This is a genomic window from Synergistaceae bacterium, assembly GCA_017444345.1.
Lineage (GTDB): Bacteria > Synergistota > Synergistia > Synergistales > Aminobacteriaceae > JAFUXM01.
Genome location: JAFSWW010000020.1, coordinates 1 through 16,143, shown reverse-complemented (window position 1 = coordinate 16,143; position 16,143 = coordinate 1). Strand labels below are relative to the sequence as shown.

The 16,143-nt window shown below is 39.8% G+C and carries 14 protein-coding genes and 1 tRNA gene; 9 read left to right on the top strand and 6 right to left on the bottom strand.

Annotated elements, in window-relative coordinates; translation table 11 throughout:
• The coding region (locus IJS99_01125; protein MBQ7560421.1) for a hypothetical protein at positions 1–339 on the bottom strand (339 nt) is incomplete at its 3' end.
• 60 nt (positions 340–399) lie between these two features.
• Here IJS99_01125 and IJS99_01120 point away from each other — a divergent pair.
• The 4 genes from IJS99_01120 to IJS99_01105 all read left to right on the top strand — a co-directional run bounded on the left by IJS99_01120 (position 400) and on the right by IJS99_01105 (position 4,648).
• A complete protein-coding gene (locus IJS99_01120; protein ID MBQ7560420.1) occupies positions 400–1,398 on the top strand; it encodes a TRAP transporter substrate-binding protein in 999 nt (332 codons plus the stop codon).
• A gap of 84 nt (positions 1,399–1,482) precedes the next feature.
• The gene (locus IJS99_01115; protein ID MBQ7560419.1) at positions 1,483–1,995 is read left to right on the top strand and encodes a TRAP transporter small permease; all 513 of its coding nucleotides are present in this window, start codon (positions 1,483–1,485) and stop codon (positions 1,993–1,995) included.
• A complete protein-coding gene (locus IJS99_01110) occupies positions 1,996–3,279 on the top strand; it encodes a TRAP transporter large permease (GenBank protein ID MBQ7560418.1) in 1,284 nt (427 codons plus the stop codon). It abuts the gene before it with no gap.
• A gap of 109 nt (positions 3,280–3,388) precedes the next feature.
• Positions 3,389–4,648 carry a glycerate kinase gene (locus tag IJS99_01105; protein ID MBQ7560417.1) on the top strand — a complete coding sequence of 420 codons (1,260 nt, stop codon included), beginning with the start codon at positions 3,389–3,391 and terminating at the stop codon, positions 4,646–4,648.
• Here IJS99_01105 and IJS99_01100 read toward each other — a convergent pair.
• Entirely contained in the window at positions 4,637–5,584 is a 948-nt protein-coding gene (locus IJS99_01100; protein ID MBQ7560416.1) for an ROK family protein, read from the bottom strand. The two genes, IJS99_01105 and IJS99_01100, sit on opposite strands and share 12 nt — an antisense overlap.
• A gap of 526 nt (positions 5,585–6,110) precedes the next feature.
• On the opposite strand from IJS99_01100, the gene IJS99_01095 reads away from it, so the two are divergent.
• On the top strand, positions 6,111–7,142 hold the full coding sequence (locus IJS99_01095; protein MBQ7560415.1) for an FAD:protein FMN transferase: 1,032 nt from the start codon (positions 6,111–6,113) through the stop codon (positions 7,140–7,142).
• An 11-nt stretch (positions 7,143–7,153) separates the two neighbouring features.
• Here IJS99_01095 and IJS99_01090 read toward each other — a convergent pair whose 3' ends face one another.
• Positions 7,154–8,002, bottom strand: coding sequence for a DUF4365 domain-containing protein (locus IJS99_01090; GenBank protein MBQ7560414.1), 849 nt, complete (start codon positions 8,000–8,002; stop codon positions 7,154–7,156).
• A 71-nt stretch (positions 8,003–8,073) separates the two neighbouring features.
• Complete coding sequence (locus tag IJS99_01085; protein MBQ7560413.1) at positions 8,074–9,810, bottom strand: DNA primase; 1,737 nt, start codon at positions 9,808–9,810, stop codon at positions 8,074–8,076.
• A 230-nt stretch (positions 9,811–10,040) separates the two neighbouring features.
• On the opposite strand from IJS99_01085, the gene IJS99_01080 reads away from it, so the two are divergent.
• Both IJS99_01080 and IJS99_01075 read left to right on the top strand, forming a co-directional pair.
• Positions 10,041–10,787 (top strand): DUF2993 domain-containing protein, encoded by a 747-nt coding sequence (locus IJS99_01080; protein ID MBQ7560412.1) that lies wholly within the window; start codon positions 10,041–10,043, stop codon positions 10,785–10,787.
• Between the two features lie 3 nt (positions 10,788–10,790).
• Positions 10,791–12,449, top strand: a complete 1,659-nt coding sequence (locus tag IJS99_01075) for a DUF4153 domain-containing protein (GenBank protein MBQ7560411.1) — start codon at positions 10,791–10,793, stop codon at positions 12,447–12,449.
• A gap of 161 nt (positions 12,450–12,610) precedes the next feature.
• Here IJS99_01075 and IJS99_01070 read toward each other — a convergent pair whose 3' ends face one another.
• Positions 12,611–14,524, bottom strand: a complete 1,914-nt coding sequence (locus IJS99_01070) for a tetratricopeptide repeat protein (protein ID MBQ7560410.1) — start codon at positions 14,522–14,524, stop codon at positions 12,611–12,613.
• A gap of 148 nt (positions 14,525–14,672) precedes the next feature.
• Between IJS99_01070 and IJS99_01065 the strand changes: the two genes are divergently transcribed.
• Positions 14,673–14,755: transfer RNA gene (locus tag IJS99_01065), tRNA-Leu, on the top strand.
• A gap of 57 nt (positions 14,756–14,812) precedes the next feature.
• Positions 14,813–15,079, top strand: coding sequence for a 30S ribosomal protein S20 (locus tag IJS99_01060; protein ID MBQ7560409.1), 267 nt, complete (start codon positions 14,813–14,815; stop codon positions 15,077–15,079).
• Between the two features lie 74 nt (positions 15,080–15,153).
• Here IJS99_01060 and IJS99_01055 read toward each other — a convergent pair whose 3' ends face one another.
• Complete coding sequence (locus IJS99_01055; GenBank protein MBQ7560408.1) at positions 15,154–16,023, bottom strand: NAD(P)-dependent oxidoreductase; 870 nt, start codon at positions 16,021–16,023, stop codon at positions 15,154–15,156.
• Positions 16,024–16,143 lie beyond the last annotated feature (120 nt).

Here is a 16,143-nt window from a genome sequence, read left to right as displayed (position 1 = left end):
GCCTGAATAAATATACCGCGTGAAATATTCTAGCGTATAAGCTCGTAATTTGCTGTGTGTTATTATTATTGCGAGAAATTTTTTTTTGCCTGAATAAATATACCGCGTGAAATATTCTAGCGTATAAGCTCGTAATTTGCTGTGTGTTATTATTATTGCGAGAAATTTTTTTTTGCCTGAATAAATATACCGCGTGAAATATTCTAAATATATAAGCTCATAATTTGCTGTGTTTATTGTGATTGCGTGAAATTTTTTTTTGCGAGAATAAATATATCGCGTGAAATATTCTAGCATATAGACTCGTATAAATTGCGAGTTAATAAAATTTGATGACATGATATACTTTTTACAAGTCCAAAATTTTTAATATTTTATTTTATGGGAGGAAATTTTTTAATGAGAAAGTTTTTAACTCTAGTTTGTGTAAGTGCGCTTGTGTTATCATGCGTGAGTGCTTTTGCTGCTGATTATGAGATGATTGTCGGACATGCCCAGCCTGAAGGCAACCCGCGTTATGTCTCAATGGAAAAATTTGCAGCAGATGTCGAGAAATTAACGGACGGCCATGTAAAAGTAACAGTTTTCGGAAATGGTCAGCTCGGAACAGAAAAAGAAATGCTCGAACAGGTTGTACAGGGAGTCGCTCAGGGAATGCGCGGAGGCCAGTTCGATTTCAGCCCTAGACTCTTAATGTTCACACTTCCATTTTTGACGAACACACGCGCGGAAGTTACAGCATTGTTAAAGAGTGATCTTGCTAAAAAAGTCTGCGCCGAAGCCGAGAAGACTACAGGAACAGTAATTATTAATTTGTGTGATGCGGGCGGTTACCGTCAATTCTCAACGAATAAGCACCCTATTAAGAAACCTGCTGACTTGCAAGGCCTCAAAATGCGCACCAACGGAATGAAGACTATAGACATGACATTTAGAGCACTGGGCGCAACTACAACAACAGTTCCCTATGCTGATTTGTATATGGCACTCAAGACCGGAGTCGCTGACGGCCAAGAAAATCCGTGGGTCAACGTCGTCGGAATGAAATTCTATGAGGTCCAGAAATATTTTACAGGCGTTAATTACCAGTTCCACCCGGATCCCTTCTACGTAAATGCAGAGTGGTGGCACTCACTCCCTGAAGAGTACAGAGCGGCAATCATGAAAGCAGCTGACGAAATGGGCGACTACAACGACGAATTAATCGACAAGAATTCAGAAGAAGCAAGACAGACTATTATCAAGAGCGGTGCAGAAGTCTATATGCCGACAGCTGAAGAGTTACAAGCCTTCAAAGAAGCAGCACAGCCGGTATATAAACAAGTTCTAGAAGAAGGAATTTGCACACAGGCCGAACTTGATGAGATTCTTGCAATAGTGGCCGGAGCAAAGAAATAAAATTTTATGAATGAAAGAGGCGGGCTTTTTTTGAGGCTCGCTTTTTATTTGCGAATTTGCTAAACGAGGGAGAAATTTTTTATCATGAAAGATAATGAAAATTTTTTAGAGAAATTATATATTGGGATCGGTGCGCTTGCTATGGGATTGCTTGCTGGTCTTGTAATCTTCACGGTTATAGCGCGTTATTGCTTTTCTCTTAGCTGGAAGTCAGTATCAGAATTTAACGTAACATTATTTGCGTTTACTACTTTCTGGGGAATGGGTATAAATGTTTTGAAGGATGAGCATGTTTCTATAACAATTTTATCTGACAAATTCCGCCCTGCTGTTAAACGCTGGATGAGCATATTTAACGGCTTAATAGTCTTAATTGTTGACTGCGTATTTATTAATTATTCGTGGCTTTATGCTCAGAGAATGGGCAAACAAATAAGTCAGGGAATGGAAGTTCCCATGATTTACATGTATGGAATAATGCCGGTCTGCGGAGTAATTTGCGCGCTGTGTATACTCATAAAAATTTACAGAAATTATAAAGCTCCGTTATCATATTTTGCGTCTCAAGAACACGAACAGGAAGGAGAAATTTTTTAAATGGTAATAGTATTCTTATTGCTTGGCTTAATAATTTTTGCATTTATAGGAGTCCCTCTTGCTTTCTCAATAGGTGCGTCATGTATCACGTATCTTTCTGCCGTGCGTCCTATGTTTTTAACGATGATGCCGCAAAGAATCTGGAACGGTGTATATAGCGAGTTAATGATTGCTATGCCTCTATTCATGTTAGCGGGCGAATTAATGAACACTGGCGGGATCACCAAAAGAATTATAGATTTTTGTATGGAAATTTTGCGGCCTATACACGGAGGACTCGGAGAAGTTAACGTCGTGGGCTCTATGATATTCGGGGGTATTTCGGGCTCGTCAGTTGCTGACACTTCGGCACTTGGAAGTATATTAATTCCCGCAATGGAGAAAGAGGGCTACCCTAAAAGCGCGTCGGCCGGTATAACTGTCGCGTCTTCAACAATGGGAATGATTATTCCGCCGTCTACACCTATGGTAGTTTATGCGATGGTCTCAGGAGCTTCAATCGGAGCATTATTCATGGCCGGAGCAGTTCCGGGAATCTTAATAGGAATCTCGCAAACTCTATTAGTTTTCTGGTTCAGTGTGAAAAACGGCTGGCACCCTAAACAAATTCCCTTCTCGTCAAAAAGATTCTGGGGCGCAATGTTCGCAGGAATTCCCGCGCTGTTAATGCCTGTATTCATAGTTTTGTGCGTCTCGGGCGGTATCTGCACAGCGAGTGAATCTGCCGGAGTTGCTGTGTTATATAGTTTATTAGTAGGATTCTTTCTTTATCGCGAGCTTACATTAAAAGATGTCTGGGTTGCTTTAAAGAAAACGCTGATATCTTCATCATCAGTCATGTTAATTATAGGATTCACGCAAATTTTTACATGGATTTTGACGATTCAGAAAGTCCCCGAAATTGTAGCAAATTTCTTTATGAGCATGAACGTATCTCGCGTAGGAATTGCCTTAATGTTCGACGTGTTAATATTAATAATCGGGACATTTATAGACGTGAGCCCGGCTATATTATTACTCACTCCGATAATGCTGCCTGTCATGGAACACTTTGGAATTTCCGCGCTTCAGTTCGGTGCGATGATGATAACGGGACTTGCTATAGGGCTTGTAACTCCGCCGGTGGGAATGTGCCTCAATGCCTGTAACAAAATTAATAGAATGCCGATTATAGATATATTTAAAGGTGCTGCGCCTTATATTTTATGTAATGTAATAGTTCTCGTAGCAATAAGCGTTTGGCCTGAGTTAACAGCATTTTTGCCGCGTTTATTAGGATATTAGAAATATAAATTTTCTCCCTGTTGAGTGTTGAGCGCTTATTATTTCAGCAGGGAGATTTTATTATTTATTGCTTGTAAAATTTTTCATGAACGGGAGAATTAATATAATCATGCGAGATCTAAATCAGGACATTCACGAGATAATTAATAACGCAATAAAAGCCGTCTTGCCTGAGTCAGCCGTAAAAGAGGCCCTGCAGCATTCAGAATTTCAATCAAGACTCAATAAAGGCCGCTTAATTGTCGCGTCAATCGGCAAAGCAGCGTGGAGAATGGCCAAGTCAGCAAGTGATATTTTAGGCTCGCAGATTTCCGGAGCTGTCATTACAAAATATTCTCACTCAATGGGCAATATTCCCGGGCTTGAAATTTTTGAGGCCGGGCATCCTGTTTTAGACGAGAATACTTTAACGGGGACTCGTGAATTACTCGAACACGTTAAAAATTTAACTCCTGATGACACCGTTTTATTTCTAGTCAGCGGCGGAGGCTCGGCACTGTTCGAACTTCCTGCAGAGGGCGTGACTCTTGCTGACATGAAAGACGTTACTAATCAATTATTAGCTTGCGGGGCTGATATTGTAGAGATAAACACTATACGCAAGCATTTATCAGGAGTCAAAGGCGGAAGATTTGCGAAATTATGCGCTCCTGCAAGAGTCTTCATGGTCGTATTGTCTGATGTATTAGGAGATAGACTCGATAGTATTGCGTCCGGTCCCGCTTGGCCTGATGAGTCAACAAGTGAAGAAGCCTTCTCAATCATAAAAAAATATGATTTACACATTAAGCCCGAATTACTAAAAATTTTAGCGCAGGAGACTCCGAAAAAATTAGATAACGTTACTGCAGTAATTACCGGAAGTGTTACAGCTTTGTGCGAGGCAGCCTGCAATATAGCTAAATCAAAAGGTTATGAGCCTTTATTACTCACTACTACAATGACATGCGAGGCAAAAGAGGCAGGGGCGTTCTTTGCGTCAATAGCTCGTGAAATAAAATTTTCTGGCCGTCCCGTTAAAGCTCCGTGCGCAATTATTGCAGGCGGTGAAACAGTCGTACACTTAACCGGGAAGGGAATGGGCGGACGTAATCAAGAATTTGCTTTGTCAGCAGCTCAAGGAATTTCAGGACTTGATAATGTAATAATTGCCTCGTTAGGTTCGGACGGTACAGACGGGCCGACGGACTCAGCAGGGGGAATCGTAGACGGTCAGACGGAGTCAAAACTCAAAGCCGCAAATATTTCAATCAGTGAGACTCTCAAGAATAACGACTCTTATAACGCACTCAAGACAGTTAATGCACTATTAATGACGGGTCCGACCGGTACAAACGTGAATGATTTAGCAATTGCATTAATTATTTAGCTCGTTCCTGCTGGCCATAGCTGCACCGATTAAGCCCGCTTTATAGCCGAGAGTACATGCTACTATTTTAGATGATTTACTTCTCAAGCCCTCATAAATTTCTGACATAACTTTTTCGCGGAGCGGCACTAATAATTTTTCGCCCTGATTTGCGACTCCTCCGCCCAAGCTGATAATTTCGGGATTCATTCCGTTGATTAAATTAGCAAGTCCGCAAGCAAGATTACTTATATATTCGTCAATTACATTTTTTGCGGCCTCGCAGCCCTTTTCAGCAGCATCAAAGACAGTCCGGCCCGTTATTTTTCCTTCAAGTTCTGAAGTCTTAGCTAAAATACTTCCGGGGTTAGCATTTACTGACTCAATAGTAGAAATTATTAAACCTGTAGCAGAAGCATATGACTCCCAGCAGCCTCTACGCCCGCATTTACACGGCCTGCCGTTTTCGAGTATTACCATATGGCCGAATTCTGAGCCGCGGAAAATTTTATTATCGAGAACGATTCCGACTCCGACTCCAGTTCCTAGAGTTACGATCATGGCACTTTTTGCACCCTTAGCACTTCCTGCAACAACTTCACCGAGTGCCGCTGCGTCCGCGTCATTTTCTAGAGTCGTACTTATTCCGAGTGCTTGAGTCATTTTTTCTGCTATGTGAAAATTTTTCCAGCCTAAATTATTATTATATATAACGCTTCCCGTTTCATAGTCAATCATTCCCGGAGTGCCGACTCCTGCGGATTTTATTTCATTAGGATTAATATTTGATGAGTCAATTAATTCTCTCACTGACTGCAAAATATCCTGCAAAACTACATCCTGCGGCCTGTCTGCTCCGGTCGGTATTGAAGACTCGTTTATTATATTGCCAGAGTCGTCAATTATTCCTGATTTTATATTAGTCCCGCCCACGTCAACGCCTATATAATATGCCATGTCAAAAGCTCCCTTGTTAAATAATAAATAAATTTATTGCGATAATTATATAATAAATAAATTGAGTCGTTCGTGTTTAGCAGCATGATAAATTTTTCACGAAATATTTTACGTCGTTCACATGTAAGCAAGCATTATATTTACAGTCTGATAAAAAATTTTTACTCGCAAGCAAAGAATATAATCACGAAATATTTTGCGCAGTTATTATACACAACAGAGAATTAATTTATATAGCGTATATAGTGAGTCCCGCCATCTTATAAAATTTTTACGAAATATTTTGCGTCATTATCATACACAACAGAGAATTAATTTATCTACCGCATATAGTGAGTCCCGCCCGCAAAATTTATTCCCCGCCGCACGCAAAAAAATTTACACATAAAAAATTTTTTATCTCTATAATATATTGCTATAACTGGAAAATTTAACACTTTTTGTAGCTGTAAAATATCCACTTTTGCCCGTAAAAAATATCGCGCTTGTATAATAATATAAATTATATGACAGGAGAAATTATATAATGCGACGGAAAATTTTTATATCTTCACTCTTAATCTTGGCCGGGATTTTCTCGTTATATGTTGCGCCAATTCCTGAACAGGAGAAAACCGGCTTTGCTATGAATACTATTATAAGAATCATGATTTACTCACGAGATAATAATTTACTTGACGATGCTTATAAATTGCTTGCTAGGCTCGATAATGAATTATCAATGTATAATAAATCGTCCGACATTTCGCAGATAAATATTTTATCTGGGCAAAAAAAATTTTCCACCTCACATGAAGTAATAGAAGTTGTTAAAGCCTCACGCAAATTATATGACCTCACAGAAGGAGTCTTTAATCCGTTAATCGGGGCTGTTACTCGTTTATGGAAAATTAACACGGGTGATAAAATTCTGCCGTCTCGTGAAAGTCTTGATATTGCCATAAATTTAAGCGATATTAATAATCTAGAAATCAACGATAACGAGAATTCTATTTTTTTGCGGGGAAGAGGCTGCGTGCTGGATCTCGGCGGAATTGCTAAGGGTTTTGCGAGCGAAAAAATTTCTGACATGTTAAAGACTCGCGGCGTTAAATCGGGAATTATAGATCTCGGCGGGAATATTTACGCGATAGGACTCAAGAATGACGGGCAAAAATGGAATATCGGAGTAAGAGACCCCCTCGAACCTTCAGGAAGTCCCGCGCTTGTCTTGAGTGTGAGAGACTCGGCTGTGATTACTTCAGGAAATTACGAACGCTATAAAATTATTGACGGGAAGAGATTCTCGCATTTCTTTGACCCTAAGACAGGCGAATCTATTCAGAGCGATTTATTATCAGTTACTATTATTACACCGGACGGGAGTCTAGCTGACGGGCTCGCTACAGCATTTATGATAACTGGCAGCGAACGGGCTATTAAATTATCACGCAAAATTACGCCCTCACCCGGTATTATATTAATTCGTCAGGACTCTAACAATGCACCGGAAATTTTAGCGAGCAGTAATATCAAAGACTCAATCATGCGCAATAAATACCCCGTCAAAATTTTCTGACTCAAAATTTCTCAAATTTTCCTGTATAACTGAAATTTTAGGCCCGACTCGTATTCGCTCCCGTATGAAATATTTTGCTGATTCATAGTCGGGAAGATCCCCCGGCAAATATAAGGCTCGGCAATCAAGAAAGATTTACCCAGTGAATTTAATTCGAGCTTAAATCTAAATCGCGCAATTTCTCCGGACTCAATTATATACGGTGCTAAAAGATTCGAGTCAAAATCATGAAAATTTTTCGCGCTGTAAAATTCTTCGTCTATTGAAATCTCAGCCCACGGGAATAATTCCGGCAATCTTAAAACTTGCGGTATATCAGGGTTTATGTCAAACGGCCATTGATAGACTTGTTCAGAGTCATGACCTGTTATGCAAATTCGCAGATTCCCGCGTGAAGAGGGCTGATTAATCCATTCGTCGAGCTCTAAAAAAATTTCCTGCCCCTGATTGATTAATTCAATTAGTGCCTTGTCAAGTGCTAATCTCGCTAAATATGGACTCGTGCAAGTTAAATTTTTGATTTCCTGCGCCGCGTTTTCTCCGTTATATTCTTTCTCATAGGGAATAACAAGCTCCCATTTACGGCCGGCTATTTCTAAATTTTCAGTGCTGACTGATTCATAAAAAATTTTTTTGCTTTCACGTTCATATAGCATTATTACGACCGGTAAAGAATGCTGCAGCCAATACGCCGCAATTTCTGTATCGCCTGAAATTATATAGCCGCGTGAAGATTTCTCGGACTCTTCTGAAATACAGACTCTCAAGCCCACGACTCGGGGATTTTCGCCGGTTATCTCAAGATGTGCATTTAAGCCCGTAAAGTCATCGCGCTGAGTCCTGAAAATTAAGCCGTTCATTGAAGCAGTTAACCTGTCAGCCGTATATAAAGCTAATTTTTTTATCTCGTTCAGATTAGGACACCCCTTTTTTATATTATATATTGATCGCGCATTTTCTGAAGTTCGCTCAATTCCTGTAATTCGCTGCTCGTTGCTTGGCCCTGCCGTAATTTTGCCTTTATCTCGTTTAGTCTGTGAACTGTCAATTTGCGATTTATATTATTATAAATTTTATTCCATTTTTCGGAAATCTCCCCGTCAATTTGTCTGCAAAACTCCTCGCCCCGTGATAAAAAATTTGTCTTCTCGAAATCTCCCAGTGATAGCCATAAAGATTCCAGCTCGTCGGGATTACTTGTTAAGACTGCCAGTGCTATTTCCTGCGCCGTCTCATCGCTAAAAATTTTAAAGATTTCTTCAGGATTTATATTTAATCTGCACTCCATATCATGCATTAACAGCCAGCAGAGTCCAGCCTCAAGAATATTATTATTTGAATCACGTATTATTTGCGGGGTTATTTTGTGAGTTATCTGCGAAAAATTTTTATTGCTGCTTTCTTGATTGCCTTGATTGCGTAGAGATATTAATTTCTGCTCAAGTTCTCTAGGCGGTATAAATGTAATTTCGCTGATTGTGCCTCGATATTGCAGAATGTCATCAAGTTCGAGTCTTGCTAGTCCGTCAAATAATTCTTTGAGCGCGGATTTACGGGTCGCCGGGTCATTAAGCGCGTTTCTTAGTGAGTCAACATGATAAATTATTAACGGTTTGGCGTTCTTTATAGCCTGCTCGAAATTTTCCGGTGAATTACGTGATAAAAACTCGTCGGGATCTTTTGAGTCGCCCTGTAAATTAATAACTCTCACGTCTAAGCCGTTTTCCTGCAAAATATACATCCCTCGAATCGTCGCATTTATTCCGGCGGGGTCATTGTCGTAGCAAATATAGCACCTGTCAGCAAATCGCTTTAATAGTTCGGCCTGCTCGCTCGTTAAAGAAGTTCCCAGTGAAGCAACTGACTCATTAAAGCCGCATTTATGAAGTCTCAAAGCATCCATATAGCCTTCAACTAAGATTGCCCGGCCCTTTTCTCGTATTGATTTCCGCGCAATGTCTAGTAAATATAAATTTTTCCGTTTGCTGTAAATTTCGCTTTCAGGTGAGTTAATATATTTGACTCCTTCACCGTCAACGATTCGCCCGCCGAACGCAATAATCCTGCCTGAAATGTCTTTAACGGGGAATATAAGCCGCCCCCTGAATCTGTCATAAATTCCCGTCCTGCCATTAAGAGCCAGCCCAGAGTCAACTATAATTTTATCGGGGATATTATTTTTTCTTAAATAATTTACGAGCGAGTCCCATGAGTTCAAGCTATAACCGAGCGAAAAATTATTTATGTCGTTTTCTGATAAATTTCTGCGCTTCATATAGGCTCGTGCTGTAATGCCCTGATTGCTTACGAGATTATTTGCGTAAAATTTTGCCGTTAAATTCATAATGTCGTATAAATCCCGCGATTTTGTGATTTTGCGAGAGTTAATTTTTATGCCTGCTCTTGACGCAAGGAACTCTAAAGCCTCGTGATAATTCAAGCCTTCAGTCTTCATTATGAACGTGAAAATATTTCCGCCCTCATGACAGCCGAAACAGTAATAACTCTGAGTCTCCGGCCATACGTGAAAAGAAGGAGTCTTCTCGCTGTGAAATGGACATAAGCCCGTGAAGCCCTGACCAGTCCGGCGGAGGTTAACTTTTTCGCCTATAATGTCTACTATGTCAAGAGAATTCTTTATCTCGTTGTATAAATCGCTGTTACTCAAAAAATTTCACTCTTTTACGCACAAAAATTTTTATGCATATTATACGAGAGAATTTTTTGCATGTGCGGGCGGGTAATGTATTATTATGAAGTATGGAGCAGATTTATAAATTTATTCACAGAAAATTATATGACTCGAAAAATTTTCATGTTTGAATTCTCACAAAAATTGTTAATCGCTTATATAATATTGCATGAGACAAAATTTTTTAACGGGAGAATTATATAATTATGAAGCAAAGATTTAAATTTTTTATTGTCATAGCGATTACTTTATTATTTGCGTCCCAGTCTTGCGCCGATGAAGTTCAAGACCTGCTAAATTTTTACGTCAAGAAATTCAAGCCTGAGAAAGCACTATTAATTATATCTGATAAGCCCGATTCAACGGGAATGTTTCACGATATATATATGGATCTTAAGGGAGTTCATATTGACAAGTTGAGACTCGCAAATCTAACTTTCAGAATGAAGGGTGTACAATTTAACGAGCCTGCTAACTGGAAATCCGGCAATGTCGAATGTAAAGACGCGTTACAAGTCCTAGCAACCGGGACAATTTTAGAGAGCGACATTAATAAATCAATCGAGGATAAAACTTTCGGCAAGGGCGACGGACAATGGCATGACGTATCACTCAAGATAAATCCTTCAGGCTTAAGCGGGAAGGGTTATTACACTGCTAAAGCGGGATTTATGGAGCTTGATATATTAATTGACATAACAAGCAAATTAAAAATTGTGAAGCATAAAGAATTATGGCTTGATAATCCCCTAGTGAAAATAAATAGACTCGATTTGCCCGATTATATTACGAATAAAGCACTATCAAGAATTCAGCCATTAGTGGATCTAAATAAATTTCCTTTGCCTTTGACTCTGAACACTGTAAAATTAAGCAAGGGCAGCGCGGTTCTATCATCTAGGACTCTTCCTAAGCCTATAGAGGGCGGCATAAAATATAATTATTCGCGGTAAATCATGACCAGTACAGACAAAAAGCGTTATTTATGGATTATAGTTTCTGCGTTAATTCAGGGCTTATTACTGGGAATTTATATAATCGTGCCTGCCGGCCTAATAAGGTGTATGCCTCTGACTGTAATATTTATAGTTCCGTTTGTCTTCTGGCTCTCACAGGAACACTGGGGGAGGCGTTTATTTAGTCTTCTGGGCTGGCTGACTCTTGCGCTAATTATATTATGGCTTTATAGACTCTGGTCAATTTATTCGCCGGGTACGGGATTTTATTATGTGCCGTCGCAGAATTCCGATTTAATTCGTGTGAGCATGGCCGTATTCTTGTTAATCCCATATTTTCAGACGAGAATAGCGGCGTGGAGCTGGGAGATTCCCTATTCTGATATATTCTTTCAGTTATGCAGGAATTTATTTTTGTTATTTCAGGCGGCAATTGTTATAGCAGTCTTCTGGGGCTTGCTTGTAACAGCGGGGCTATTATTTTACATTGTAGGACTCGAAAAAATACCGGTTTTAGTATTCAATCCATTAACAGCAGTAACTTTGACGAGCATAATAATAGCGATTTCCATATCAGTAGCAATAAAGCACCCGGGAATTGACTCACTTGGCCGGTGGATTTTGTCAGTTCTGGCGTGGCTGCTTCCTTTTTTCTCGATTCTATCTGTAATATTTCTCGTGTGTCTGCCTTATTCAGGGCTAAAAACTTTATGGAGCACAGGCCAAGCAAGTACGTTAATGCTGTTATTGCAATTCGGAACTATAATTCTTGCTAATGCTTGCTGGCTTGACGGCGTTAAATCTGCTTTCAGGACAAAATCTATAGATATTCTTGCGCAAGTTGCTTTATTGTGCCTGCCGATTTATACAGGACTTTGTTTATATTCAGTGGGACTCAGAGTCGAGCAGTACGGACTCTCAACTGATAGAATACAAGCATTTTTCTTGACTGTAATAACCGGAATCGTGGGACTAGGCTATGCAGGTGCAGTATTATTCAGGAAATGGCCGCAATCTATAGGACGAGTAAATATTGTATCTGTAATTATTATGACGCTGATAATTATTCTCATGAATTCGCCGTTATTAGATCCTTCACGGCTCGCAGCATATAATCAAGCTGACAGGCTGCATTCAGGACAAATTAAGCCCGAAGAATTTGACTATACTTATACGAGATTCAATCTTGGCCGATATGGGAATAAAGTTTTAGAGATTTTATCAGAAGACTCAAATCCTGAAATAAAATCGCGCGTGAATTCCGCAATGTCAGTAGATCCCGCCGAGTACTTAAATTATATACGCAATGGAGTCCCGCCCGTCTCAGCAAGGCAGGCAATTATAACCGGCGCAAAAGTTTATCCGGAGAATAAAAAATTAACGGACGAGCAAATAAAATTTTTTGTTGAGAAATGGCCGCTTGAAGGAGTTACTCGCAAAAATGATATTGCATTTGTCTTTATTGACGCGGTGAAGGACGATAAAAATTTGATTTTATTCACTGAAGAAGAAGGCACAATTTACTCGCTGAAAGATTTTAAGCAGGCCGGGAAGATTCACGGAAAATTTAAATTAGACGATCTTGCAAATATCAACACTAAAGAGTCTAACTTGCTTGATATTGATTTAGACGGGCAAATTTACCAGATAACAAGATAACAAGAAAGTATAAAATATTCCCCCTGACTCATAACAAAGCCGGGGGGAATTTATTTTTTATTTTTATTTATAGCTCACAACATGCATTAATTTATTCCCCGCACTTCCCTGATTCCTCCCACCCGCCCGCCCGAGAACGAGATTCCACGCCGCACAGATTTTTAACGTGTGAACATATCAGGCCATAAAGGCATCCAAGCTCTTGATTGAATCATTCCCGCGTCAAGATATAATCCCAGCATTGAACGCCCCGGATAACCTGACGAAGATAATTCAACGGGTAAAGGAATTTGCACTTGCATGTGTGTACGCTTTACGGGTAATTCTATAGAGTTTCTTAGTGAATAAATTGTCTTGCCGCCTGTAAAAGCACTCGCACGAGTAAGACTCAAAGAAGGAATCTCACGCGCATAAATATCAAGCTCAAGCCCGTTCATCATGCAAAATTTTAATAGAGTCATCATATCGTCCATAGTAAAAGAAATTGACGAGTCAATTATTATATTTGTGAGTGTAGATTTATGCAGCAGCCAGAATGAAGGAATCACAGAACTTATATCGCTCCCCCGTCTGACTTGTGCAGGACGTAAATTTAACGGGAGAATCTGCCCCCTTGGAATTGCTCCGTGAATAAATAAAGCGTCAAAATTGCCCGGTCTCTGCCAAATTACATTACATCTCATTGTGCGGTTATTCCAAGCTGCGTGGGCTACAGTTCTTGTATTATTCGCATAACTCATGAAGGGCGACATAAAAGTTGCGTCGATAATAAAACTTTCTCGATTTTCCGTGTTAGTGGCCATGACGGGATTATAAATGCTTAAATAGCCGGGTACTTCTTCACGCGCGGGAATCATTAAAGATTTATACAACATTGAAGCTCCCATATCTAAGCAAATAATATCGCCTTCAGGTGAATGAAAGAATGACCATATATTATTCAAGCCTGTATATAATGCGCCTGAATTCCTGTTAGCATAGCTCCGGGTGCCGAAATCTATGACGTAATTATAAATTTCTCCGTTCTCGTTCAGTATAAATAATTCGCCCAGTGATGACCAGATTAAATCTCTAGGCAATTGCACGCTGTTAATCGCAAAAAATTCACGGCTGGTAATATTCAATACATAAATTCTTGAGTTCGCCCTGTCAGCAATCGCAAGCCAGTCCGCATAACGTTCAATAGCAACGGGCTCAAATAATAAATCTCCTGACATTTCCGGCGGAAACCAGCGCATTACGGGATTAAATGTATTCATGTCATAAAAAATTATACAGCGTTCGACGGGGTCAGCAAGTGCGAATTGATTTGCCGAGATTAATTCTGCGTCAGTTACTGCGAGTGTTTCAGTCTGTGAGGAAAAATCAGCCGCTGCTCTCTCGTTTAAATTCTCAATGTGATAAATATCGCCGTTCGCAGTAAATATTAAAAATGTCCCGTCACCCATTGGGAAGGCTATTACAGGCTGAGGGACTTCAACGCGCTTGAAATCATTTGCTCCGGTGAAAGCGTTTAAGACTCCCGAATTTGAGCCCTGATGTATATAAATCTCATCGCCGAATGTGTCAGGAATGCAGACTGTCCCGCCGAGTGATTTTATTTTGCCCATGCCCTTAATGCTGAACGGACGAACCCAGCCCGTATTCCATTCAGTTTGGACAGTAGATTGTGCAGATCTCCAATTTACAGGAACGGGAGCAGTTCCCAGTACTGTGCGCAAGGTGTCATTAAGTTCGGTAAAATTTCGTCCGATTCTGGGTGCTGACTCGTCAAGCGGCCTGACTTCTATAAAATTTCTTAGCGCAGACATTGAGCCTTCTATATCGCCGAGCCTGTTTAAATTTAACGCACTAAGCATATAATAATCTACCATGTAAGTATTTTCTTGAATAGCATGATCTAAATAAATTTGTGCTTCTCTGTAATCCCGCCTCATAAAATGAACATAGGCATTATTAAAATATCGCTCGGCCTCGTCCAAATCAGCGCGGGGGATCTCAGCAGCATATACGGGTAAAGCAAATAAGATCGCAGCTAATATATAAATTTTTCGCATTAAATAATTTTCTCGCATTAAATAATTTCTCCCTTATTTATACTCGTGTGAAATTAATTAATATTATAGTCGCAATTTATTAATTAACTCACTTTGCTTGAGTAAAATTTTTACAGCGCATTTGACAAATTAGAATTCACAGTGTATTTTATGCATTGTATTTCTTGCCGGAGTGGCGGAATGGTAGACGCAGCGGACTCAAAATCCGCCGGGGGCAACTCTGTGGGAGTTCGAGTCTCCCCTCCGGCATAATTTATTAGCAATATAATAAATAATTTAATTAATTATTCAGGAGAGTAATATTTTATGCCTAACAAGAAATCCGCAGAACGAAGAGTCCATATAGCCGAACGAAACAGGTTATATAATAAGCACTGGACATCACAATGCAAGACAGCCGTTAAAAGACTTCTCGAAGCTGTACAGTCAGGAAATAAGGACGATGCAGTAAAAAGCTTCAACACTGCGCAAAGCATAATCGACAAAGCAGTCGTAAAGGGCGTAATGCATAAGAACACAGCAGCAAGACGCAAAGAATTAATGGCTCGGCATTTAAAGACTCTAAGTGCTTAGTCAGCAATTAATCAACGTGAAAGCAAAATAACCGCCCGGGCAAGCATTAGCACACAAGCCCGGATTTTTTTGTTTTACCCGCCGTAATATTTTATTAGTGACTGGCTGCCCATTTCGCCCTGTCCATCTTCCTGTAATTTCTTAAAGTGGCTCATAACTGTAATAAGGACATCAAGATTTAATGCGTCTTTATTTGACTCGTCTATGGCAAGTAATAAATCTTTTATGAAATGTTTTATAGCAAATCCCGGCGTGAAATCACGATCTAAAATTTTCGGCGCATTCATATCTAACTGTTTAGAGCCCCCGTCACCTGTTGAGACTGCACGCAAAAATTTTGTCAGGTCTATATCTTTATAGCGCGCGTAAGTCATTGCCTCACAGACTCCGGCCAAAGCTCCTGCGGTTAAAATTTGACTGGCTAGTTTAGTGTGCTGTCCCATTCCCGCCGAACCCATATAATTTATATTAGTTCCCATAGCCCTGAATAAAGGCAAGCACGATTTAAAATCTTCTGAGTCCCCTCCTGCCATGATTGAGAGTGTAGCATTTTTCGCGTTATTCACACCTCCTGAGACTGGCGCGTCGAGAACATGAAGTCCGCGTTTTATCCCCTCGTCGTATAATAATTTCGCAAGAGTCGGGCTTGATGTCGTCATGTCAATAATAAATGAGTCCCTCTTTGCGCTGTCAAATATTCCCGCAGGCATAAAATAAACGTCTTCTATATCTTTGGGAATTCCCAGCATTGTAATTGTTACGTCGCATTCTTTGAGACAGTCATTTATTGTGCTGTGATATTTTGCCCCGTTGCTGATTATGTCATAAACTTTCATGATCTGCCGCGCGTAAACGTGAACTTCAAAGCCAAGTTTTAATAAATTTTTTACCATAGGTTTGCCCATTCTGCCGACTCCTATGAAAGCTATTTTTTTCATGCCCATTTGTGTTAATGCCTCCTTTGAAGTATTAAGATTAATTGTATTATATTATCATGTATTATCATGTGCGAATTATGGAATCAAGAAAGATTTTTAAAAACTTTGCGCGGGGGATAAATTATC